The 21,032-nt window shown below is 61.6% G+C and carries 21 protein-coding genes and 1 tRNA gene; 11 read left to right on the top strand and 11 right to left on the bottom strand.

Annotation, left to right across the window (positions count from 1 at the left end):
- The first annotated feature begins 109 nt into the window (after positions 1-109).
- The 6 genes from infC (at position 110) to PARACOCCUSGL_RS0109610 (ending at position 5,709) form a co-directional block, all read left to right on the top strand.
- Positions 110-649, top strand: coding sequence for a translation initiation factor IF-3 (gene infC / locus PARACOCCUSGL_RS20465; protein WP_083825829.1), 540 nt, complete (start codon positions 110-112; stop codon positions 647-649).
- An 11-nt stretch (positions 650-660) separates the two neighbouring features.
- Positions 661-1,122 carry a dUTP diphosphatase gene (gene dut, locus PARACOCCUSGL_RS0109630; protein WP_010395749.1) on the top strand — a complete coding sequence of 154 codons (462 nt, stop codon included), beginning with the start codon at positions 661-663 and terminating at the stop codon, positions 1,120-1,122.
- Between the two features lie 23 nt (positions 1,123-1,145).
- On the top strand, positions 1,146-2,186 hold the full coding sequence (locus PARACOCCUSGL_RS0109625; protein WP_010395747.1) for a HesA/MoeB/ThiF family protein: 1,041 nt from the start codon (positions 1,146-1,148) through the stop codon (positions 2,184-2,186).
- A gap of 33 nt (positions 2,187-2,219) precedes the next feature.
- Entirely contained in the window at positions 2,220-4,256 is a 2,037-nt protein-coding gene (locus PARACOCCUSGL_RS0109620) for a M3 family metallopeptidase (protein WP_010395745.1), read from the top strand.
- Positions 4,257-4,273: 17 nt separating this feature from the next.
- Complete coding sequence (locus PARACOCCUSGL_RS0109615; RefSeq protein ID WP_010395743.1) at positions 4,274-4,705, top strand: hypothetical protein; 432 nt, start codon at positions 4,274-4,276, stop codon at positions 4,703-4,705.
- 215 nt (positions 4,706-4,920) lie between these two features.
- A complete protein-coding gene (locus PARACOCCUSGL_RS0109610; protein WP_010395741.1) occupies positions 4,921-5,709 on the top strand; it encodes a hypothetical protein in 789 nt (262 codons plus the stop codon).
- On the opposite strand, the gene PARACOCCUSGL_RS0109605 is transcribed toward PARACOCCUSGL_RS0109610, so the two are convergent.
- Positions 5,706-6,401 (bottom strand): SH3 domain-containing protein, encoded by a 696-nt coding sequence (locus tag PARACOCCUSGL_RS0109605; protein WP_010395738.1) that lies wholly within the window; start codon positions 6,399-6,401, stop codon positions 5,706-5,708. The two genes, PARACOCCUSGL_RS0109610 and PARACOCCUSGL_RS0109605, sit on opposite strands and share 4 nt — an antisense overlap.
- Here PARACOCCUSGL_RS0109605 and PARACOCCUSGL_RS0109600 point away from each other — a divergent pair.
- Both PARACOCCUSGL_RS0109600 and PARACOCCUSGL_RS0109595 read left to right on the top strand, forming a co-directional pair.
- Positions 6,400-7,410 (top strand): D-glycerate dehydrogenase, encoded by a 1,011-nt coding sequence (locus tag PARACOCCUSGL_RS0109600; RefSeq protein ID WP_010395736.1) that lies wholly within the window; start codon positions 6,400-6,402, stop codon positions 7,408-7,410. The two genes, PARACOCCUSGL_RS0109605 and PARACOCCUSGL_RS0109600, sit on opposite strands and share 2 nt — an antisense overlap.
- A 163-nt stretch (positions 7,411-7,573) precedes the next feature.
- Entirely contained in the window at positions 7,574-10,066 is a 2,493-nt protein-coding gene (locus PARACOCCUSGL_RS0109595) for an FAD-dependent oxidoreductase (RefSeq protein ID WP_010395734.1), read from the top strand.
- 63 nt (positions 10,067-10,129) lie between these two features.
- Here the strand turns inward: PARACOCCUSGL_RS0109595 and PARACOCCUSGL_RS0109590 are convergent, their stop codons facing one another.
- The 4 genes from PARACOCCUSGL_RS0109590 to lipB all read right to left on the bottom strand — a co-directional run bounded on the left by PARACOCCUSGL_RS0109590 (position 10,130) and on the right by lipB (position 13,738).
- Entirely contained in the window at positions 10,130-10,621 is a 492-nt protein-coding gene (locus PARACOCCUSGL_RS0109590) for a DUF2244 domain-containing protein (RefSeq protein ID WP_010395731.1), read from the bottom strand.
- A 17-nt stretch (positions 10,622-10,638) separates the two neighbouring features.
- The gene (gene ctaD, locus PARACOCCUSGL_RS0109585) at positions 10,639-12,315 is read right to left on the bottom strand and encodes a cytochrome c oxidase subunit I (RefSeq protein WP_010395729.1); all 1,677 of its coding nucleotides are present in this window, start codon (positions 12,313-12,315) and stop codon (positions 10,639-10,641) included.
- 154 nt (positions 12,316-12,469) lie between these two features.
- Positions 12,470-12,940 carry a cytochrome c family protein gene (locus PARACOCCUSGL_RS0109580; RefSeq protein WP_010395727.1) on the bottom strand — a complete coding sequence of 157 codons (471 nt, stop codon included), beginning with the start codon at positions 12,938-12,940 and terminating at the stop codon, positions 12,470-12,472.
- Positions 12,941-13,081: 141 nt separating this feature from the next.
- Positions 13,082-13,738: a lipoyl(octanoyl) transferase LipB gene (gene lipB, locus PARACOCCUSGL_RS0109575; protein ID WP_010395726.1), complete on the bottom strand. Its 657-nt coding sequence runs from the start codon at positions 13,736-13,738 to the stop codon at positions 13,082-13,084.
- Between the two features lie 168 nt (positions 13,739-13,906).
- Between lipB and metH the strand changes: the two genes are divergently transcribed.
- The 3 genes from metH to PARACOCCUSGL_RS0109555 all read left to right on the top strand — a co-directional run bounded on the left by metH (position 13,907) and on the right by PARACOCCUSGL_RS0109555 (position 18,935).
- Positions 13,907-17,659: a methionine synthase gene (metH, locus tag PARACOCCUSGL_RS0109565; protein ID WP_010395722.1), complete on the top strand. Its 3,753-nt coding sequence runs from the start codon at positions 13,907-13,909 to the stop codon at positions 17,657-17,659.
- Positions 17,660-17,734: 75 nt separating this feature from the next.
- Positions 17,735-17,821 (top strand) — tRNA-Leu (locus tag PARACOCCUSGL_RS0109560).
- 148 nt (positions 17,822-17,969) lie between these two features.
- Positions 17,970-18,935 carry a site-specific integrase gene (locus PARACOCCUSGL_RS0109555; RefSeq protein ID WP_010395719.1) on the top strand — a complete coding sequence of 322 codons (966 nt, stop codon included), beginning with the start codon at positions 17,970-17,972 and terminating at the stop codon, positions 18,933-18,935.
- Here the strand turns inward: PARACOCCUSGL_RS0109555 and PARACOCCUSGL_RS0109550 are convergent.
- The 6 genes from PARACOCCUSGL_RS0109550 to PARACOCCUSGL_RS20450 all read right to left on the bottom strand — a co-directional run.
- The gene (locus PARACOCCUSGL_RS0109550; RefSeq protein ID WP_138918326.1) at positions 18,919-19,164 is read right to left on the bottom strand and encodes a helix-turn-helix domain-containing protein; all 246 of its coding nucleotides are present in this window, start codon (positions 19,162-19,164) and stop codon (positions 18,919-18,921) included. The two genes, PARACOCCUSGL_RS0109555 and PARACOCCUSGL_RS0109550, sit on opposite strands and share 17 nt — an antisense overlap.
- 191 nt (positions 19,165-19,355) lie before the next feature.
- Positions 19,356-19,688, bottom strand: coding sequence for a hypothetical protein (locus PARACOCCUSGL_RS20460; RefSeq protein WP_010395716.1), 333 nt, complete (start codon positions 19,686-19,688; stop codon positions 19,356-19,358).
- A complete protein-coding gene (locus PARACOCCUSGL_RS0109540; protein WP_083825828.1) occupies positions 19,688-20,191 on the bottom strand; it encodes a Lar family restriction alleviation protein in 504 nt (167 codons plus the stop codon). The genes PARACOCCUSGL_RS20460 and PARACOCCUSGL_RS0109540 overlap by 1 nt, the downstream gene beginning before the upstream one ends.
- Positions 20,192-20,201: 10 nt before the next feature.
- Positions 20,202-20,522, bottom strand: coding sequence for a DUF551 domain-containing protein (locus PARACOCCUSGL_RS21795; RefSeq protein WP_138918324.1), 321 nt, complete (start codon positions 20,520-20,522; stop codon positions 20,202-20,204).
- Positions 20,519-20,803, bottom strand: a complete 285-nt coding sequence (locus tag PARACOCCUSGL_RS0109530; RefSeq protein WP_010395712.1) for a hypothetical protein — start codon at positions 20,801-20,803, stop codon at positions 20,519-20,521. The genes PARACOCCUSGL_RS21795 and PARACOCCUSGL_RS0109530 overlap by 4 nt, the downstream gene beginning before the upstream one ends.
- The coding region (locus PARACOCCUSGL_RS20450) for a hypothetical protein (RefSeq protein WP_237701506.1) at positions 20,800-21,032 on the bottom strand (233 nt) is incomplete at its 5' end. The genes PARACOCCUSGL_RS0109530 and PARACOCCUSGL_RS20450, both read right to left, overlap by 4 nt.

Raw genomic sequence — 21,032 nt, 5'->3', positions numbered from 1 at the left:
GCAAGAGAGAGGCGCAAACCTTGCCCTGCCTATCGAATCCAGTTGAAAATCCGGGTGCGGATGGCTATCTAACCGACCGGAACCCCCCGGCAATAAAAGGAAGACAGCCATAGCCCGCAGACCGCATAACGCTCCGCCCACCCGTGATACTGGTCCCCGCGTTAACGAGCGCATCCGAGTCGCTGAAATCCGCCTGATCGGCGCCGACGGCGAGAATGTCGGGATCGTGCCACCCGCCCGCGGACTGGAGCTTGCACAGGAAGCCGGGCTGGATCTTGTCGAGATTTCCCCGAACGCTACGCCCCCGGTCTGCAAGATCATGGACCTGGGTAAGTTCAAATACGAACAGCAAAAGCGTGAGGCCGAGGCCCGCAAGAAGCAAAAGACAATAGATATCAAGGAGATCAAGTTCCGCCCCGGGACTGATACCCATGATTACGACGTCAAGATGCGCTCGGTCATGAAGTTTCTGGCCGAAGGCGACAAGGTCAAGATCACACTGCGTTTCCGTGGCCGCGAAATGGCTCACCAGCAGATCGGGCTTGAGCTTCTGAACCGGATCGCCGCCCATGTCGGCGAGGCAGGCAAGGTCGAATCGATGCCCAAGCTGGAAGGGCGTCAGATGGTCATGATGATCTCGCCGAAATAAGGGGCTTTGTGATGGCAGCCGAGGTGACGATTCTGGTTCTGCGTGAACCGGGTGCCGATCCGGCGCTGCCATTGCCCGAATACCAGACCAGCGGCTCTGCGGGTGCTGACCTGCGGGCCGATCTGGGCGGGGCCGAGCTGGTGCTTGAACCCGGCCAGATCAAGCTTGTGCCCACGGGGCTGCGTGTGCAGATCCCCGAGGGGTACGAGATGCAGATCCGACCCCGTTCAAGCCTTGCGCTTAAGCATGGTGTGACCCTGCCGAACACCCCCGGTACAATCGACAGCGACTATCGTGGGCCGCTGGGGGTCATCATGATCAATCTTGGCGCGCAGCCCTATGCCATCCAGCATGGCGAGCGGATTGCTCAGGCCGTGGTCGCTCCGGTGACACGTGCCAGTTATGTCCTGACCGGGTCTTTGACCGAGACGGCGCGCGGCGCGGGCGGTTTCGGTTCGACCGGGCGGGCCTGAGGCCCGTGCTGATCCTCATTCTCATGGCGGCTCTGCTGGTGGCGGGGCGTCTGTTGGGCTGGCCTGCCCGGCGCGGCTGGGCAGCGGTCGCGGCCCTATGGCTGGCTGCCATCGCTGTTCTGGCGCTGATGCCTCAAAGCGCACTTGCCCGACTGATCGGCGGCGACATTCGTATTTGGGTGCTGGGCGGTGTGGTTGTGGCGCTGGTGCTTGGCTATCGGTTGGTGCTGCGCCATTTGCATCGTCGCGCCATCCCCCTGCCTGAAAAGCCTGCGGCTGTGGAAAGCATCTCCGGCGGCCCGTTTTCTGGCCCCGAGCTGGACCGTTATGCCCGCCATATCGTCTTGCGCGAACTTGGTGGACCGGGGCAAGCGGCGCTAAAGCGCGCGCGGGTGCTGGTCGTCGGTGCGGGCGGCCTGGGTGCGCCGGCCTGTCTGTATCTTGCGGCAGCCGGGGTAGGCCGGATCACCCTTGCTGATGACGACCGCGTCAGCCTGTCGAACCTGCAACGGCAAGTGATCTTTCGCAGCGCCGATGATGGCCGCTTCAAGGCCGAGGCAGCCCGCGATGCCATGCTGGCCCTGAACCCGCATATCGAGGTGGCCGCCCTGACCCGCCGCGTGACCGAGTCTGATGCGGAGCTGATCGCCGGACATGATCTGGTGCTGGATGGCACTGACAGTTTTTCCGCGCGTCTTGCGGTGAACGCTGCATGTGTCGCGGCGGGCGTGCCGCTGATCGCAGGCGCCATCGCGCAATGGGAGGGGCAGGTCACGTTGTGGGATCCGCGCCGCGGTGCCCCTTGCATGGCCTGCATCTTTCCTCAGGCTCCGGCCTCCGGCCTTGCTCCGGCCTGTGCCGAGGCGGGCGTTGTTGGCCCTTTGCCCGGCATCATCGGCAGCATCATGGCGCTGGAGGCGGTCAAGCTGATCGCGGGGGCGGGTGAGCCACCGCGTGGGCGGATGCTGATCTTTGACGGGCTTTACGGCGAAAACCGGGTGATCAAACTTTCGCGCCGTGATGATTGTGCGGTCTGCGGCTCTGGACATTTCCGCGCGGGCTGAAACACTCGCGGCCAACCGGAACAGGAGGCTCGCATGAACCCCGAACTGACCCATTGGACCGGCCCGCTGGGCCTGCCGCGTTTTGATCTGATCCGCGACGAGGATTTTGCCCCCGCCTTTGACGCCTGCCTGAACGAGGCCGAAGCGGCGGTCGAGGCTATCGCCGCGAACCCCGCTCCGCCAAGCTTTGCCAATACTATCGCGGCGCTCGAGACGGTAGAAGAGCCGCTGAACAGGCTCTGCGCGATCTTTTTCACGCTGGTTGGTACCGACTCCAACCCTGCGCGCGAAGATTTGCAGCGCCGCATCGCCCCGCGTCTGGCCGCGCATGGCAGCAAGGTCAGCATGGATCCGCGTCTTTTCGACCGGGTCGAGGCGGTGATGCAGGACGCGGATGCTCTTGCCCCCGAGGATCGGCGTCTGACGGAACTGACCTTGCGCGGGTTGCGTCGGGCCGGGGCGGGGCTGACTGGCGAGGCGCGCAAGCGCATGGCCGCCATCCGCGAACGGCTGGCCGTGCTCTCGACCGAGTTTTCACAAAATGTGCTGGTTGATGAGCGTGAGTTTGTGCTGGAGATTGCGGATGACCATCTGGCTGGCCTGCCTGATTGGCTGATCCGTGCCATGCGGGCTGCGGCACGCGAACGGGGGCGGCAGGGGCAGGTGGTGACGCTTAACCGGTCCCTGATCGTACCCTTTCTGGAATATGCGGAAGATCGCGCCTTGCGCGAGGTTGCGTGGAGGGCCTGGACTGCGCGCGGCTCGGGGCAGGGGGCGGGCGGGGCTGCGACCGACAACCGCCCCATCGCTGCCGAGATCTTGCAACTGCGGCACGAACGGGCGCAGTTGCTCGGCTATGAGGATTTCGCCAGCTACAAGCTTGAGCCCGAAATGGCCCGAAGCGCCGAAAACGTCGAGGCGCTGCTGACCGAGGTCTGGACCGCCGCCCGAACCCGGGCCGAGGCTGATGCGGCCCGCCTGACCGAGATGCTGCGTGAGGATGGCGTCAACGGTGCGCTGGAACCCTGGGACTGGCGCTTTTATGCGGGACGTCGGCGGCGGGCCGAGCATGATCTTGATGAAGCTGAGGTTAAGCCCTACCTGACGCTGTCTGCCATGCTGGACGCGGTTTTCGACACTGCGCGTCGGCTTTTCGGCATCGAGCTGCATGAGATCAGTGCGCCTCTTTGGTCACCCGATGTGCGGGCGTGGGAAGTGGTGCGTGACGGCCGGCACATGGCGGTCTTTGTCGGTGATTACCACGCGCGGCCCGGCAAACGCTCGGGGGCTTGGTGCTCGGCCCTGCAACAGCAACACAAGATCGGACAGGGGCAAAGGCCGATCGTCGTCAATGTCTGCAACTTTACCCCGCCCGAGGCCGAGGGTGAGCCCGCGTATCTGTCCTGGGACGATGCGCATACGCTTTTCCACGAATTCGGCCATGCGCTGCATCATATCCTGTCGGATGTGACCTGGCCTTCGATGTCGGGGACGTCGGTCGCGCGCGATTTCGTCGAACTGCCAAGCCAGCTGTTTGAACATTGGCTGGAGCAGCCCGAGGTTCTGGATCGTCATGCGCGCCATGCCCAGACCGGCGCGCCACTGCCGCCAGATCTGCGTGACCGTCTGCTGGCGGCGGGGAATGCCGAACAGGGCTTTGCGACGGTTGAGTATCTGGAAAGCGCGCTTGTCGATCTGGCCTTTCATCGGGGCGCCCCGCCTGCCGACCCGATGGCACGTCAGGCCGAGGTTCTGGCGGAACTGGGTGCACCCACAGCCATTCCGATGCGCCATGCCACGCCCCATTTCGCGCATGTCTTTTCCGGTGATGGCTATTCGTCGGGCTATTACAGCTACATGTGGTCCGAGGTGATGGACGCCGACGCATTCGAGGCCTTCCTTGAAAAAGGCGATGCCTTTGATCCCGAGATTGCCGCGCGGCTTGAGGAATGGATCCTCTCGAAAGGCGATTCTTTGCCTGCTGATGAACTTTGGTTGAAATTCAGGGAACGAAAACCGGGGGTTCACGCTTTGTTGAAAGGACGCGGCCTTCTGGCCAAGACCAGCTGACAACAAGGGAGACCACCATGACTTTTCGCAAACCGCTTTTTGTCCTTGCCGCCATGGCCGGCCTGGGCCTTGTCGCCGCCTGCGACCAGACCTCTCCGGCTAACCCCGAGCCAACCCCGGGTCCGATTGCCCAGGATAATGCGCTGAACGGGACGTATAACCTGCTTGAATCGAATTGCGGGGATGCTGCCAGCGACAAGAGCCTGGTGATTGATGGCAACAAATTCATTTTCCCCGGTGCTTCCTGCACGGTGGCGAATTCGGAACAGCAGGTGAACCGTACGCGTGTAACCCTGTCCTGTGATGGCACGCCGGGCGGTAACCGGGTGGTCGATCTGCAACTTCGGCCCGGGGTGCTGCGCCTGACCGAAAATTCGCTGACCCTGACCTATCATCAGTGCAGCAAGGCAGCGGCCAGCAGTGATGCGCTGGTCGGGCAGACGCTGTAAAACTGCGATTCCCTCTCTCTCGGCTGGCCGCCCCTATACGGGGCGGCTTTTCAATTGTTACGAGTAATTGCGCGCCCGCACTCCCCCATAAAGATTTACCGGCAGTATATTTGGTCAGGGCAGGTGCAAACCTGTTGCTCGGAAAAACTGGCACGCCTTATCATTTCCGGGTCCCGAGCAGGGAAACTGGTCACCCCTCGGGCAGGAGGTTATTCATGTCGTTGCCCGGTACCGCCCGCATGAAAAGCGTTGATGAGATCCCGATAGATAAGCTGGGATTGCTGCATTACCTTTCGAATTACGAAAAATATATCGGTCCCATCCGGACGCAGCCGTTAAAATTTCTGGAACTGGGTGTCGCGCGCGGGGATTCGCTGAAATATTGGGAATCCTGGTTGCCGAATGCCGAAATTACCGGGCTCGACATCACCCAATGCCCGGCGCATTTTGAAAGCGGTCGGGTGCGCTGCTATGTCGGAGAGCAGCAGGATAAGGCACTGCTGGACCGGGTCGCGGCCGAACGTGCCCCCAAGGGGTTCGACGTCATTATTGATGATGCTGCCCATGTCGGGCAATTGGCCCGGATATGTTTCTGGCACCTGTTTGAAAATCATCTGAAACCGGGTGGATTTTACTTTATTGAGGATTGGGGTACCGGATATTGGCCGCAATATCCCGACGGGAAACATTATAGCCCCAAGCCTGTGGCCCTTTCACCTCATGAAAGGCTGCTTGACCGATTGCATAAATCAGGCGCAGTGCAGACAATATATCCGCTGCGCAAGCTGACGGGCTGGATACGCTGGAATCTGGTGCGGCGGCGTTTTGGCGGCCACGACCGTGGCATGGTCGGTTTCGTCAAAGAACTGATCGACGAATGCGGTGCCGAGGACATGACCCATCCCGATTTTGGCACCGGTACGCCCCGCCGTTCGCGGTTTGACTGGATGCGTATCTCACTGGGTCACGTCGTGATTCGCAAAGCTGACGATGGGGCTGCCTAGTCGCGGATTTCGTCAGCATCGACGCCCCAGATTGCGGTTTTGGGCACCCAGCCTTTTTCTCCGCCGCCAGAGACCCGGCACCAGTCGATATTGCATTCATGCAGCCGGACGATAGCCCCGGCCTCGGCCCGTGCGATGACGTTGGCACGTGGCTCGGGGCGGGACAGCAAATCCAGCATATCCCTGGTCACAATGGCGGTGCGCACCCCCGACAGCAGCGAATAATGCACCCAACCGCCGGCACCGTCCTGATCCTCTACCCGGCGCCACTGGCCGAATTCGGCCACCACGCGCAGGGGCATCCCGGCATGCCGAAACACCCAGTCGATGCGATGGGACAGGCTGGGACCGCGCCGGGCGTTGCCTTCGTCCCCTTTCAGGCTGACATAGCGCGGCAACGGCAGGTTGGTGACCGGTCCGCGGTTCGGATCGCGCTCTCCGTCCTGATTACGGCTAATTGTCGCATCAGCCGACAGCCCCCCGATCTCTTTGGAGTCGAGTTTTTCGCCGGGGTTGGTCGTTTGCCCCAGCGCGGCCGTTCCAAAAATCGCTCCGGCAGCCAATATCGCGGTGCCCAGCCAAGCCTGTCCTTGCTTCATCTGCCCGTCCTGCTTGTTCGGGGTCTTGTGCCTGCCCCGCATCGCGGGCACTTTGCCAAAAGCCGCCCGGCTTTGGAAGAGAGGAGCGACCATGCCAGCCGTTCATGCGACCGATCCGACCCGCTCGCGCCTTAAAGTTACCGTGACCCGTCGCCTGCCAGAGGCGGTCGAGACCCGGATGTCCGAGCTTTTCGACGTGTCCCTGAACGCCGATGACCACAAGATGGACCGCGACGAACTGGTCGCGGCGATGCGGGTCTCGGACGTGCTGGTGCCGACGATCACCGACCATGTCGATGCCGCGATGCTGGCGCAGGCCGGGGACCGGCTGAAACTGATCGCCAACTTTGGCGCAGGCGTGGATCATATCGACGTCCACTCTGCCCGTCAGCGTGGCATCCTTGTCAGCAATACCCCCGGCGTTGTGACCGAGGATACCGCTGATATGGCCATGGCGCTGATCCTTGCGGTGACCCGCCGTATTCCCGAGGGGCTGGCTGAGATGCAGGCCGGGCGCTGGCAGGGCTGGTCCCCGACCGCGCATCTGGGCGGGCGACTGGGCGGACGCCGGCTTGGTATCCTGGGTATGGGACGTATCGGTCAGGCCGTAGCGCGGCGGGCCAATGTCTTTGGCATGCAGGTTCATTACCACAACCGCCGCCGCCTGCGTCCCGAGGTCGAGGCAGAGCTGCAGGCGACCTGGTGGGAAAGCCTGGACCAGATGCTGGCGCGTATGGACATCGTCAGCGTGAACGCACCGCATACGCCTTCGACCTTCCACCTGCTGAATGCGCGGCGATTGAAGCTGCTTAAGCCGACGGCGGTGGTCATCAACACTTCGCGCGGTGAGGTGATCGACGAGAACGCTTTGACCCGCATGCTGCGCGCGGGTGAGATCTCTGGTGCGGGTCTCGACGTTTTCGAACATGGGCATGAGATCAACCCGAGGCTGCGCGAGCTGCCGAATGTCGTTCTTTTGCCGCATATGGGCTCGGCCACGGTCGAAGGGCGGGTCGAAATGGGTGAGAAAGTCCTGATCAATATCAAGACATTCGCTGACGGGCACCGCCCGCCGGACCTTGTGGTGCCTTCGATGCTGTGACCAGAGCGCCCCGGTTAGCCGGGGCGTCTGCGTCTGGCGGGGTGCTGTTTCGTCATGTCGCTTTTGCGCAAGAACATGTCGCGCAGAAGATCGGCTTGCCGCGCGGTTCCGGCTCTAATCATCTTCAGAGAATATCATGCGCGAAACTGAGGAGTCGCTTGCCATGAAAACCCATGTGAAGGCCCTGGTGGTCGGAGGCGGCGCCGTTGGCTGCGGCATCGCGCTGCATCTTGCCCGTGCGGGGTGGGAGACGATGCTTGTCGAGCGTGATGAGCTGACCGCCGGTTCGACCTGGCATGCTGCGGGGCTTTTGCCGCTGTTCAACATGGGTTACGCGACAACCCATATCCACGACTATTCGGTCAAGCTTTATGCCGGGCTTGAGGCCGAGACGGGGCTGAACGCCGGCTTTACCCGCTGCGGCAACCTGCGCATGGCGCAGACGCAAGAGCGGATGGATGAGTATATGCTCTATTCCGCCACTGCCGAGACGGTGGGGATCGAGCATGAGTTTCTGACGCCCCAGCAGATCAAGGAACGCTGGCCGCTGGTTCGGACCGATGACCTCAAAGGCGCGCTGTTCCATCCGACCGATGGCTATATCAACCCCGCTGACGTGACCCAGGCGATGGCGCGCGCAGCCCGCATGGCCGGCGCCACCATCGAACGCAAGATCCAGGTCAATGCCTATCGCTGGACCGGCGATGAATGGATCGTGACCTGCGAAAAGATGATCGAAAAGGGCGGCAACCTTGTCCCCTCGGGTGAGCAGTTTGAGATCCGCGCCGAGCATGTCGTGACTGCGACGGGCAACCACGCGCAGCGCACCGCCCGCCTGCTTGGGATCAAGATCCCCGCCATCCCGGTCGAGCACCAGTATATCGTCACCGAGCCGGACCCGGCGCTGGTGAAATGGCGTGCCGAGGGCAACCCCGAACATCCGGTTCTGCGCGATGCCGATGCCAAATGGTACGTGCGCGAGGAACGCGGCGGCTGGATCCTTGGCCCCTATGAGCGTAATGCCCCTGCGCGTTTCCTTTACGACGTGCCGGAAAGCTTCCGCGCCGACCTTTTCCCGCTGGATCTTGAGCGGATCGAGGAAGAGTACATGTCGATGATCCACCGGCTTCCGACCTCGGAAACCGTGGGTCTCAAGGACGATTTCAACGGCCCGATCTGCTATACGCCCGACGGCAACCCGCTGGTCGGTCCGGCGCCGGGTCTGCGCAACATGTGGCTGGCCGAAGGTTTCAGCTTTGGCATCACCGCTGCGGGTGGCACCGGCCATTATCTGGCGCAGATGATGACCGAGGGCGAGGCCGAGATCGACATGGCTAGCCTTGATCCCCGCCGCTTTGGCCAGTGGATGACCACCGAATATGCGGCGCGCAAGAACGAAGAGGCTTACGAGCACGTCTTTATCCTGCACCACCCGGACGAAGAGCGCGATGCCTGCCGCCCGCTGCGCACCGCCCCGGCCTATGACCGGCAGAAAGAGGCGGGGGCGCAATTCGGTCAGGTCAATGGCTGGGAGCGCCCGAACTATTACGCGCCGGCCGGTTTCGATGACCATGCTGCGCGCAGCTTCCGTCGTGGCGGCTGGTGGCAATATGCCAAGGAAGAGGCCGAGGCGATCCGCAACACTGCCGGTCTGATCGACGCATCTGCCTTTGCCAAGCACCGGGTTTACGGCAAGGGGGCGACGGCGTTCCTTGACTGGTTCACGACCAACAAACTGCCCAAGGTCGGTCGCATCAACCTGACCTATGCGTTGACTGAAACCGGGACTACCCGCACCGAATATACCATCGTGCGGCTGGCCGAAGATGACTACTACCTGATTTCGGCCGGGGCCTGGGCAGATTACGACGGCGACAACCTGCGCAAGCTGGCCGAGGATATGGAAGGTCAGTTTGGTCCGGTGATCGTGCAGGATATCACCACGCAATGGGGTGTCTTTGCCCTTGCCGGCCCGAACAGCCGCGCCATTCTCAAGGAACTGGTGCGCGATGCTGACCCCGAAACGGTCCTGGGCAACAAGCGGTTCCCCTGGCTGTCGATGCGCAATATCGAGCTGGGCATGTGCCCGGTGCGTGCCATCCGCGTCGCCTATACCGGCGAACTGGGATGGGAGCTGCATCACCCGGTCGAATTTGGCCGCTATCTCTGGGATCAGCTGGTCGCAGCGGGCGAAAAGCACGGGCTGAAACTGGTCGGTGCCCGCGCCCAGAACTGGCTGCGTCAGGAGAAATCCTACCGCGCCTTCGGTACCGAACTGGGCCGCGATGCGACCCCGCTTGAGGCTGGTCTGGATCGCTTTGTCGATCTGGAGAAAGACTTCAACGGCAAACAGGCGATGCTGGACAAAGGTATCCGCGCGAAATGCGTCACCCTGCTGATTGATGGACCTGCCGATGCTGATCCTTGGGGCCGCGAGGCGCTTTATGCGCAGGACGGCACGCGGATTGGACGCCTGACTTCGGGTGGCTGGTCGGCCGCTTTCGGCAAGTCAATCGGCATGGGCTATGTCCGTCCCGATCTGGCCGAGCCGGGCACCAAGCTTAAGGTTCGCATGCAGCGCGAACTGTGGGATGCCGAGGTCACGGTGGACAGCCCCTATGACCCCGAGAACGCCCGTATCCGTGTCGACGGCTGATTTCTCCTCCCGCAGCCAGGACACTGGGAAGGCCCGGACCATCAGGTCCGGGCCTTTCCCGTTTCAGCGCAGCTTGGCAAGGTGACGGTCCAGATCGTCCCGCAGTGCCACCCGTTCTTCGGGGGACAGGAACGCGCCCAGCTCGACCTCGCGCCGGCCATCGGTCAGGACCAGATAATCATCGACCGGGCCGTTATGGCGCAGCGAGGTGCGCACCCAATAGGGGTTGGTGCGCCAGACCCGCTCTTTGCGGCCCGGATCTCTGCGGGTCAGGATCAGGCGGTCGCGGTCCAGAATCATCCGCTCATGCGCGGCGCTGTAGCTGCGGGTGATTGCATGCCACAGCGCCCAAAGCGCCAGCACCGCAAAGGGCAAAAGCCCCCACAGCACCGCCGAGCCGACAGTTGCAAGCAGGGGAAAGGCCAGACCGGCTGCGGTCACCCCGATCACCCAGACAAAGCCCCGACGCGGCAGCGAGCGATGCGGCCAGATATCAAGCTGAAAGCAGACGGCCCCGGATTTCTCCGGGGCCGTTTCATGCCATGAATAGGGCATAGCTTTGGCTTGCGCGATTAATGCGCGTGGGAGTGGTCCCAATCCTCGCGCTTGGGCAGCGTCTCGAAGGTGTGCTCCGGAGGCGGCGAGGGCAGGGTCCATTCCAGCGTATCGGCATACTCGTTCCAGTAGTTCGGCACGTTCACGCGCTTGCCGGCGAAGAGGGTGTAGAACACCACGCCGATGAAGAACAGGAACGAGGCGAAGGCGATATAGGCGCCGATCGACGAGATGTTGTTCCAGTAGGCGAACTCGACCGGATAGTCGATGTAGCGCCGCGGCATGCCCTGACGGCCCAGAAAGTGCTGCGGGAAGAAGATCAGGTTCGAACCGATGAACATCGTCCAGAAGTGCAGCTTGCCCGCCCATTCAGGGTACTGACGGCCCGACATCTTGCCGATCCAGTAATAGATGCCGGCAAAGATTGCGTAAACCGCGCCCAGCGACATCACGTAGTGGAAGTGGGCAACGACATAGTAGGTGTCGTGATAGACCCGGTCCAGAGGAGCCTGGCTCAGTACCACGCCGGTCACGCCGCCGACGGTGAACAGGAACAGGAAGCCAAAGGCCCAGAGCATCGGCGTTTTGAACTCGATCGAGCCGCCCCACATCGTGGCGATCCACGAAAAGACCTTGATGCCGGTCGGCACGGCGATCGTCATGGTCGCCAGCATGAAGTAGGCCTGCTGGGTCAGCGACATACCAGCCGTGTACATGTGGTGCGCCCAGACGACGAAGCCCAGGATACCAATCGCGGCCATGGCCAGCACCATCGGCAGGTAGCCAAAGATCGGCTTGCGCGCGAAGGTCGAGATAACGTGGCTGATGATGCCAAAGCCCGGCAGGATGATGATATAGACCTCGGGGTGGCCAAAGAACCACAGGATGTGCTGATACAGCACCGGGTCGCCGCCACCGGCCGGATCAAAGAAATGCGTGCCAAAGTTGCGATCCATCAGCAGCATGGTGATCGCGCCCGCCAGAACCGGCAGCGACAGCAGGATCAGCCAGGCAGTGATAAAGACCGACCAGGCAAACAGCGGCACCTTGAACAGCGTCATGCCGGGCGCGCGCATGTTCAGGAAGGTGGTGATGATGTTGATCGCGCCAAGGATCGACGAGGCACCCGAGACGTGGACGGCAAAGATTGCCAGATCCATCGAATAGCCGGCCTCGGTGGTCGACAGCGGTGGGTAAAGCACCCAGCCCACACCCGAACCCAGCTGGTCCGAACCGCCTGGCGCCAGCAGCGAGGCAATGCCAAGCGCCACACCGCAGACATACATCCAGTAGGACAGGTTGTTCAGCCGCGGGAAGGCCATGTCCGGGGCGCCGATATGCAGCGGCATGAAATAGTTGCCAAAGCCGCCAAACAGTGCCGGGATGACCACGAAGAACATCATGAGTACACCGTGATAGGTGATCATGACGTTCCACAGATGCCCGTTAGGCGTGCATTCGGCCGAGGCGTCGGCAATGAAGCGCGCGCCCTCAAGGCACATGTACTGGACGCCGGGGTGCTGCAGCTCCATCCGCATGTAGACGGTGAAGCAGACCGAGATCAGGCCGACGATGCCGGCCGTGAACAGGTACAGGATCCCGATATCCTTGTGGTTTGTTGACATGAACCAGCGGGTGAAAAACCCGCGGGTGTCATGATGGTCACCGTGGCCGTGAACGGCTGCGTCTGCCATGCGTAGACTCCCTAGACATGCGGCTGGCCGGCCCAAGGGCCAGCGGACTCGGCTGTTTCTTAGACCACAATCCCACCCCTCGCAATGCGGAGAAAGGACTAAAAGTCGCACCCCTGCGCGGTTTTGTCGCAAACAGGGGCGCGGTGTGATCTGCTTACTGCGCCTCGGCCGGAGCAGCGGCCCCGGCTTCGCCCTCTGCTCCCGCCTCGGGCGAGTTCTCGGCAAGGAAGGCTATCACATCGGCCTGATTCTTGGCCAACTTGAAAGTCATCTTGGTCTTGAGCGCAGCATCGCCGACTTTTTCCGCAACATATTTGTTGGGGTCGGTGATATAGGCGGCCAGATCCTCGGTGGTCCAGACCTCTCCGGCCTCGCCAAGCTTGATCAGCGCGTCCGAGTATTTGAACCCTTCTTCGGTGCCAGCTTTGCGCCCGACCACGCCATAAAGGTTCGGCCCCGTTTTGCCGCCTTTGACGATATTGGTGCCATCAGGCGCCTGAACCATGTGGCAGGCCTTGCACTTGTTGAATTCCTTCTGGCCTTTGACGGGATCACCCGCGTCTTGTGCCATGGCGGGCAGGGCAAGGGTCATGGCGGCAAGAGTGGCACAGATGCTGATCTTCATCGGTCAATCCTCTTGGGTATCATTATTATCGGGGAACGGACCTCTCCGCCTCCCGATGACAGGGCTACCATGCGTCACGGCGAGCGAATACAGGAAAAAGGTCGCAGTTCCGGCAAGGGTGAATTTGCCGCAGAGCGAAAATCAGCCTTCGAACGGCGGAAAATGGCGCGTGAAGGTTGCGCGCAGGGCGAGGTCCAGGTCCTCCATCCCCACCGGCAGGCCCATGTCCACCAGACTGGTCACGCCATGCCCCGAGATGCCGCAGGGCACGATGCCGGAATAATGGTCAAGATCCGGTTCGACATTGATCGAGATGCCGTGAAAGCTGACCCATTTGCGCAGTTTGACACCGATGGCGGCGATCTTGTCCTCGCGCATTGAACCGTCGGGCAGGGGTGTCTTGTCAGGCCGGGCGATCCAGACGCCGACGCGTCCGTCGCGGATCTCGCCCCTGAGGTTGAACTCGGCCAGCGCATCTATGACCCATGATTCCAGCGCCTTGACAAAGGCGCGCACGTCGCGGCCCCGTCGGTTGAGATCCAGCATCACATACACGACGCGTTGTCCCGGGCCATGATAAGTATATTGTCCGCCACGTCCGGTTTCATGGACGGGAAAGCGCGCGTTCAGCAGATCGGCCGCCCGAGCCGATGTCCCGGCAGTGTAAAGGGGCGGATGCTCGACCAGCCAGACAAGTTCCCCCGCCGTGCCAGCCGCAATGGCGGCGGCGCGCGCCTCCATGAAGGCCACGGCTTCAAGATAATCGGTCAGGCCGGGGGCGGTCATCCATTCGGTCATGCGGGGCGAGATAATCCCCGCCGCTCTTTGCCGCAAGAGGGCAGGCGCGCCGGTAGTTTCCGCGGCGGGTCATGAATTCCATGCAAGATCATTGTGCGGATGTTGAATTTCACTATCTCTTCATCAACGGCTATACAGCCATTTCCATGAAACGCGCGGACCTGGACCATGACCTTGCCCCTTTCTCCGGTTTTTGAGGAACTGCGCGCTGCGGCGCGCCAACGCATCCTGATCCTCGACGGTGCGATGGGGACGCAGATTCAGCAGCTTGGCCTTAGCGAGGATGACTTTGCCGGCCATGGTGCGGGCTGCGGCTGTGGCTGCCATCCCCCCGCACCGGGGGATCACCCGCAAAAGGGCAATAACGACCTTCTGAACCTGACCCAGCCCAAGGCGATCGAAGATATCCATTATCGCTATGCCAAGGCAGGCGCGGATATTGTCGAGACCAATACCTTTTCCTCGACTACCATCGCCCAGGCCGACTATGGGATGGAGGCCGCAGTCTATGATCTGAACCTCCACGGTGCCCGCCTTGTCCGGCAGGCGCTGGATCGCGCCACGGCCGAGGATGGCCGCAGGCGTTGGGTCGCCGGGGCATTGGGGCCGACCAACCGCACCGCTTCGATCAGCCCGGACGTGAACAACCCCGGCTATCGCGCTGTGACCTTTGATGATTTGCGCGTCGCTTATGCGCAGCAGGTCCGGGGCCTGATCGAGGGAGGCGCCGATCTTTTGCTGATCGAGACCATTTTTGACACGCTGAACGCCAAGGCCGCAATCTTTGCCTGCGAAGAGGTGTTTGTCGAAAAGGGCCTGCGCCTGCCCGTAATGATCTCTGGTACGATCACCGACCTTTCCGGTCGTACGCTGTCGGGTCAGACGCCGACTGCTTTCTGGTATTCGACCCGCCACGCCACGCCGATCACCATCGGGCTGAACTGCGCACTTGGCGCCGCCGCCATGCGTCCGCATCTGGCCGAGCTTTCCGCTGTCGCCGATACGCTGATCTGTGCCTATCCCAATGCCGGTCTGCCGAATGAGATGGGGCAGTACGACGAATCGCCCGAGGATATGGCGGCGCAAGTGGCGGAATTTGCGCGCGAGGGTCTGATCAACGTGGTTGGCGGCTGCTGCGGCTCGACCCCCGATCATATCTCGGCCATCGCCCGCGCCGTTGAAAACCTGCCGCCCCGCGCGATCCCCGAGATTGAACCGCGCCTGCGCCTGTCGGGGCTGGAGCCTTTCGTCAAGACGGACGATATCCCCTTCGTCAACGTGGGCGAACGTACGAACGTCACCGGCTCGGCACGTTTCCGCAAGCTGATCACCAATGGCGATTACGCGGCAGCGCTGGACGTGGCCCGCGATCAGGTCGAGAACGGTGCCCAGATCATCGACGTCAACATGGACGAGGGCCTGATCGATTCGAAACAGGCGATGATCGACTACCTGAACCTGATCGCGGCCGAACCCGATATCGCCCGCGTGCCGGTGATGATCGACAGCTCGAAATGGGAGGTGATCGAGGCCGGGCTGAAATGCGTTCAGGGTAAGGCAATCGTCAACTCGATCAGCCTCAAGGAAGGCGAAGAGAGCTTCCTTGAGCATGCCCGGCTATGCCGTCGCTATGGTGCGGCGGTGGTGGTCATGGCCTTTGACGAGACCGGACAGGCCGATACCGAGAATCGCAAGGTTGAGATCTGTTCCCGCGCCTATGACCTGCTGGTCAACAAGATCGGCTTCCCGCCCGAAGACATTATTTTTGACCCCAACGTCTTTGCTGTCGCCACCGGCATCGAAGAGCATGACAACTATGGCCTGGATTTTATCGGGGCCGCACGGCGCATTACCCAGCAGTTGCCGCATGTTCACGTGTCAGGCGGGGTCTCAAACCTGTCGTTCAGCTTTCGCGGGAATGAACCCGTGCGCGAGGCGATGCACGCTGTCTTCCTATATCACGCCATTCAGGCGGGGATGGATATGGGCATCGTCAATGCCGGTCAGCTTGCGGTCTATGATCAGATCGACGCCGAACTGCGCGAGGCCTGCGAAGATGTGGTGCTGAACCGCAAGCCTGCCAGGGGCGGGACGGCGACCGAAAACATGCTTGAGATCGCCGGACGCTTCCGCGGTGAAGGCGGGGCCAGGGCGCGTGAAAAGGATCTGACCTGGCGCAGCTGGCCGGTCGAAAAACGCCTTGAACATGCTCTGGTCAACGGCATCACCGAATATATCGACGAGGATACCGAGGAAGCGCGCCAGAAGGCCGAGCGTCCCCTGCATGTCATCGAAGGTCCGCTGATGGCCGGGATGAACGTGGTCGGGGATCTTTTCGGTTCGGGCAAGATGTTCCTGCCGCAGGTGGTGAAATCGGCGCGGGTGATGAAACAGGCCGTGGCGCATCTTCTGCCTTATATGGAGGCCGAAAAGGCCGGCAATGGTGGGGCAGGCAGCGCCGGCAAGGTGCTGATGGCGACGGTCAAGGGTGACGTCCACGACATCGGCAAGAACATTGTCGGTGTCGTCCTTGCCTGCAACAACTATGAGATCATCGACCTTGGCGTGATGGTCCCGGCGACCAAGATCCTTGAGATCGCCAAGGCTGAAAAGGTCGATATCATCGGCCTGTCGGGTCTGATCACCCCGTCCTTGGACGAGATGGTCCATGTCGCCTCTGAAATGGAGCGTGAGGGCTTTGACATTCCGCTGCTGATTGGCGGGGCGACGACCAGCCGCGTGCATACGGCGGTCAAGATCCATCCGAAATACGCGCGCGGGCAGGCGGTCTATGTCACTGACGCAAGCCGGGCAGTGGGCGTCGTGGGCAATCTGCTTTCGGGTCAGAAGAATGCCTATGTCGAAACCATTCGCGCCGAATATGTCGAGGTCGCAAACAAGCACGCCCGGGCCGAGGCTGACAAGAAACGTCTGCCGCTGGCGACCGCGCGCGATAATGCGTTGCAGATCGACTGGACGGGCTATGAGGCCAGGACCCCCGAATTCCTGGGCGCCCGGGTGATCGACGATTTCGATCTGGCCGAAATCGCGCGCTATATCGACTGGACTCCGTTCTTCCAGACCTGGGAGCTGAAGGGCGTCTACCCGCGCATCCTTGAGGATGAAAAGCAGGGTGAGGTCGCGCGGCAGCTGTTCAGCGATGCTCAGGCGATGCTTAAGCGGATCATCGACGAGAAATGGTTCCACCCGCGCGCGGTCATCGGCTTCTGGCCGGCGAACCGGGTCGGAGATGATATCCGGCTTTATACGGGCGAGGATCGTGGTGAGGCTTTGGCGACGCTGCACACGCTGCGTCAGCAGGTCACCAAGCGTGACGGCCGCCCGAATGTCGCGCTGGCCGATTTCGTCGCCCCCGAGGGCCACCGGGATTATGTCGGTGGTTTCGTGGTGACCGCCGGGGGCGAAGAGCAGGTGATCGCCGACCGCTTCAAAGCCGAGCATGACGATTTCTCGGCGATTATCGTGCAGGCCCTGGCCGACCGCTTTGCCGAGGCTCTGGCCGAGATGATGCATGAACGGGTGCGCCGTCAGTACTGGGGCTATGCCGACGAGAATTTTACCCCCGAAGAGCTGATTGCCGAACCGTACAAGGGCATCCGCCCCGCGCCCGGCTATCCGGCCCAGCCCGATCACACCGAAAAGGTAACGCTGTTCAATCTGTTGGATGCGACGACTGCAACGGGGGTCGAACTGACCGAATCAATGGCGATGTGGCCCGGCGCGTCGGTCTCGGGTCTTTATATCGGCCATCCCGAGGCCTATTATTTTGGTGTTGCCAAGGTCGAGCACGATCAGGTTCTGGACTATGCAGCACGCAAGGGCATGTCGGTTTCCGAGGCCGAGCGTTGGTTGGCGCCGATCCTGAACTATGTCCCGCAGGCGGCAGTGGCCGCAGAATGAAATAAAGCTGCGGCGGGTGAAAAATGCCTCTTTTCATCTGCCGCGCAAGCGTCTAGAAGCCGCCTTGCTACGGATGCGGTCGTGGCGGAATTGGTAGACGCGCAGCGTTGAGGTCGCTGTTCCTTAACCGGAGTGGAAGTTCGAGTCTTCTCGACCGCACCAGTGCTTTCTTGAGATTTCCTGGCCCAAGCGAAAAAGCAGGAAATTTCCAGTAAAAACACCTTCTCCCCGCTTCCCTTGCTTGCGATTTCCGCCACATTGCGCAATCCAATTACGCATTTCGTCCGCACGAATGCGCAGGGGATTACGCATGGCGAGCATCAGAAAACTTCCTTCCGGAAGCTTCCGCGCCGAAGTGGCTCGGCAAGGCGTCAGAAAATCCAAGGTTTTCCCGACCAAAACAGCTGCCAAGGAATGGGCTGCGCGCCAAGAGTATCTGATTCTCAATGCTGATGAGGTCAAGGGGCAGGGGACCCTTGGCGATGCCATGGAACGATATGCGCGCGAGAGGTCGCCACAAAAACGCGGTGCCAGATGGGAAATCATCCGTCTGGAAAAACTGCGCAAGGATTCGCTGGCGAAGGTGAAGATGGCCGACTTGCGGGCGTCTGATATTGCCGACTGGCGCGACCGGCGCAGCAAGGAGGTGGCACCGGCATCGGTCATTCGCGAGATGCAGCTGATCTCATCCGTGCTGACCGTGTGCGTAAAAGAGTGGGGGCTTATTTCGCACAATCCCGCCTCTGACGTGCGCAAGCCGACAAAGCCGCCTGCACGGTCCAGATTGCCCACAGACGACGAAATGGAGAGGCTTGCCATTTCAGCCGGTGATGACCTGACCCGCGCGACCGCGCGCGCTTTCCACGCTTTCCGCTTTGCCTGCGAAACTGCCATGAGGGCGGGGGAGATCGTCGGCCTTACATGGGACCGCATCGATACTGATGCTCGGGTGGCGCACCTGCCGATGACGAAAAACGGCTCGCCTCGTGATGTACCTCTGTCAAAAGCAGCCATGGCTCTTCTTGAAGCTCTGCCTCGGCAAGATCCGGTGTTCGGCCTGACCTCTGCGCAGCTCGATGTTCTGTGGCGCAAGTTGCGGGATCGCGCTGGCGTTGAGGGGTTGAATTTCCACGACAGCCGCGCAGCGGGGACGGGAAAGCTGGCAAAGAAGGTCGATGTGCTTTCTCTTGCGCGCATCACTGGCCACCGTGATTTGAAAATGCTCATGGTCTACTACCGGGAAACCGCCGCTGATCTTGCTAAGCGCCTGGATTAGCGCGAACCATCACGGTTGCTCCGTGCCGGCTGCTTTCGATGCGGCCCGCCGCGATCCAGTTCATTACGGTTCGTCTGGTTACGCCCGCCAGTTTGGCGTACTCGCCTGCGGGCATCCATTCAGGAACTGGCGCAACGCGAACCGCGTCTATCTTGGCCGAAAGCGCATCCAGTTTTGCGTGGATTTCGGCAAGCGCATCCGAATCAACGGCCACCATGATTTTGGGCATTTCCCCCATCCCTATGCCTCCTTCCTCCACTGGAACGTAGCCCACTCTCCGCATTTGGGGCAGGTCACGGGCTTTCCGGGCAGGCGCTTTCCGGTCCAGCCGCAAGAGGCGCAGGCTACGGGCAGGCGAGGGTCAGTCATGGCTGGCCTCCCCGCTGGACAGGGCGCGTAGGGCGAGGCGCATCGGCTCAGTCATGGCTGGCCTCCCTGTCCGGTGCGGCGGGCGGAACGAGCCTCGAACCGCGCAATCACGGTTGGAAACTCATCGCGATAGCGCAGCATTTCCTCGCGATCATTGGACCATTCTTCGGACAGGTTGATTCCCTCGTCCCAGCATAGATCCTGATCCCGGTGCATGCAGTCGCTGAGCGCGGCGCAATCCAGATGCGATTTCCATGACCACACATCGCCGCCGTCTTTCAGAAACGCGCGATGGTATTGCTCACCGGGGGAAATATCACACCAGCAATGGTCGCAGGTGTGAGCCTTCCGTGCGATGGGCTTGCTTTCGGACAGGACTTCCATCACTTCTCCCCCGTGCTGGACAGGGTGCGCAGGGCGGCTCTGGCCGGTTCGACGGCCTCAAGGAGATGACAGATCAGGTCACTGGTATTGTCATGTCCTTCCAGCACTGCCGCGTCGATGATGCGGCATGCGTCGAGCGCATGGTTTGTCACCTCTGCGACCGTCTCGCTTGACTGGGGCGGGGTGTTGGTCAGCATTGCCTCGCCGAACCCGGCGTTGAAGCCTTCTTTCCACGCCTCGTCCAATTCATCCTCAGTCGGCTCCGCCTCCCGCGCGGTGACGGGCGCGTCCGCCTCTCGCCGCCCGATCAGTTCGCGATGGTTCCAGAGTTCAGCGGCGAGGATCATCGTATCGTGTCCGACGATGCCGCAGTTCGACACACCGCACTTGATGCAGCTCACGAAGTGGAACGTGTCTTGATTCCACCCTTGCTCCTGAACATGCTTCGGGCTGTATTTCACCGTCCCGAAAGACGCCGGCCCCCCACAGAACGGGCAGGGCAACAGTTTTGCTTCAACGCTCAGCGCTGCCTCCCTCGGCTTCGGGGGCGGCGGGAAGCGGCATCCAGTGGGTTGGTTCTAAAGTATAAACCACGGGCTGTCCGCAATAACCAACCCAGCAATCTCCGCATTCACTGCGCGCGCACCCATAATATTCACCATCCTCAAGAGCTAGAAAAACCGTCCCATCCCTCGGCGCTGTCTCAATCGGCTGCCAGCCGGGGGATGCGGTGACGGGCGCATGCCGCTCGACATACTCGGCCTCTCCCTGCACCGCGTGGTGGCCGCTAAGGTGGCGGGTGAGGCGAGGGGTGGTGTCGTTGAGGATGCTCATGCGGTCCTCCATGAGATTTCGAGCCAGGCGTCCATATGTTCGAGATTGTGGATGCGGGGCGTGATGATATAGCCTGCTTCCTTCAACGCTTCGCTGACGCCCGATGCCCAGAACCGGACGCGGTAACTGCTGGCCTCGACCAGATCGCGGGGCACGCGAAGCTCTTTCGCGCCCCTGCAGGCCGCTTCTCGGATCATCTTGTCCAGCCGATCCAGCACGGCAGGGGCTTGCAGAGCCGGATCAAGCGAGCGGGCCTCTGCGGCGGTGATGATACTGGTCATGCTTCACCGCCTTCCGCCTTATCCGCCGCCTCCATCAGCGACGCAGCCAGAGCGCGCGCCTGATCCGGCGTGTAGGCGGTTGTCACACCTTCCTCGGCCATCGTGTCCACGCAGCGCAGCAACACGCGGTCCTCGATGCAGGTCACGCGGGCGTAGTCGCCAGACAGGCCGCGCAGTTTCGGGGTGCCGTCAAATACGGTGGTCATGGTCATTTCTCCTCTGTCGGGCC

Origin of the sequence: Paracoccus sp. TRP (assembly GCF_000185925.1) — a bacterium.
GTDB classification, from domain to species: Bacteria; Pseudomonadota; Alphaproteobacteria; order Rhodobacterales; family Rhodobacteraceae; genus Paracoccus; species Paracoccus kondratievae.
This window is presented reverse-complemented; position numbering and strand designations above follow the sequence as displayed.

What these genes read in the sequence shown, in the direction of transcription:
- dut (WP_010395749.1), top strand. Translation starts at nt 661, where the DNA reads ATGGCAGCCGAGGTGACGATTCTGGTTCTGCGTGAACCGGGTGCCGAT.
- PARACOCCUSGL_RS0109625 (WP_010395747.1), top strand. Translation starts at nt 1,146, where the DNA reads ATGGCGGCTCTGCTGGTGGCGGGGCGTCTGTTGGGCTGGCCTGCCCGG.
- PARACOCCUSGL_RS0109620 (WP_010395745.1), top strand. Translation starts at nt 2,220, where the DNA reads ATGAACCCCGAACTGACCCATTGGACCGGCCCGCTGGGCCTGCCGCGT.
- PARACOCCUSGL_RS0109615 (WP_010395743.1), top strand. Translation starts at nt 4,274, where the DNA reads ATGACTTTTCGCAAACCGCTTTTTGTCCTTGCCGCCATGGCCGGCCTG.
- PARACOCCUSGL_RS0109610 (WP_010395741.1), top strand. Translation starts at nt 4,921, where the DNA reads ATGTCGTTGCCCGGTACCGCCCGCATGAAAAGCGTTGATGAGATCCCG.
- PARACOCCUSGL_RS0109600 (WP_010395736.1), top strand. Translation starts at nt 6,400, where the DNA reads ATGCCAGCCGTTCATGCGACCGATCCGACCCGCTCGCGCCTTAAAGTT.
- PARACOCCUSGL_RS0109605 (WP_010395738.1), bottom strand. Translation starts at nt 6,401, where the DNA reads ATGGTCGCTCCTCTCTTCCAAAGCCGGGCGGCTTTTGGCAAAGTGCCC.
- PARACOCCUSGL_RS0109595 (WP_010395734.1), top strand. Translation starts at nt 7,574, where the DNA reads ATGAAAACCCATGTGAAGGCCCTGGTGGTCGGAGGCGGCGCCGTTGGC.
- PARACOCCUSGL_RS0109590 (WP_010395731.1), bottom strand. Translation starts at nt 10,621, where the DNA reads ATGCCCTATTCATGGCATGAAACGGCCCCGGAGAAATCCGGGGCCGTC.
- ctaD (WP_010395729.1), bottom strand. Translation starts at nt 12,315, where the DNA reads ATGGCAGACGCAGCCGTTCACGGCCACGGTGACCATCATGACACCCGC.
- PARACOCCUSGL_RS0109580 (WP_010395727.1), bottom strand. Translation starts at nt 12,940, where the DNA reads ATGAAGATCAGCATCTGTGCCACTCTTGCCGCCATGACCCTTGCCCTG.
- lipB (WP_010395726.1), bottom strand. Translation starts at nt 13,738, where the DNA reads ATGACCGAATGGATGACCGCCCCCGGCCTGACCGATTATCTTGAAGCC.
- metH (WP_010395722.1), top strand. Translation starts at nt 13,907, where the DNA reads ATGACCTTGCCCCTTTCTCCGGTTTTTGAGGAACTGCGCGCTGCGGCG.
- PARACOCCUSGL_RS0109555 (WP_010395719.1), top strand. Translation starts at nt 17,970, where the DNA reads ATGGCGAGCATCAGAAAACTTCCTTCCGGAAGCTTCCGCGCCGAAGTG.
- PARACOCCUSGL_RS0109550 (WP_138918326.1), bottom strand. Translation starts at nt 19,164, where the DNA reads ATGCCCAAAATCATGGTGGCCGTTGATTCGGATGCGCTTGCCGAAATC.
- PARACOCCUSGL_RS20460 (WP_010395716.1), bottom strand. Translation starts at nt 19,688, where the DNA reads ATGGAAGTCCTGTCCGAAAGCAAGCCCATCGCACGGAAGGCTCACACC.
- PARACOCCUSGL_RS21795 (WP_138918324.1), bottom strand. Translation starts at nt 20,522, where the DNA reads ATGAGCATCCTCAACGACACCACCCCTCGCCTCACCCGCCACCTTAGC.
- PARACOCCUSGL_RS0109530 (WP_010395712.1), bottom strand. Translation starts at nt 20,803, where the DNA reads ATGACCAGTATCATCACCGCCGCAGAGGCCCGCTCGCTTGATCCGGCT.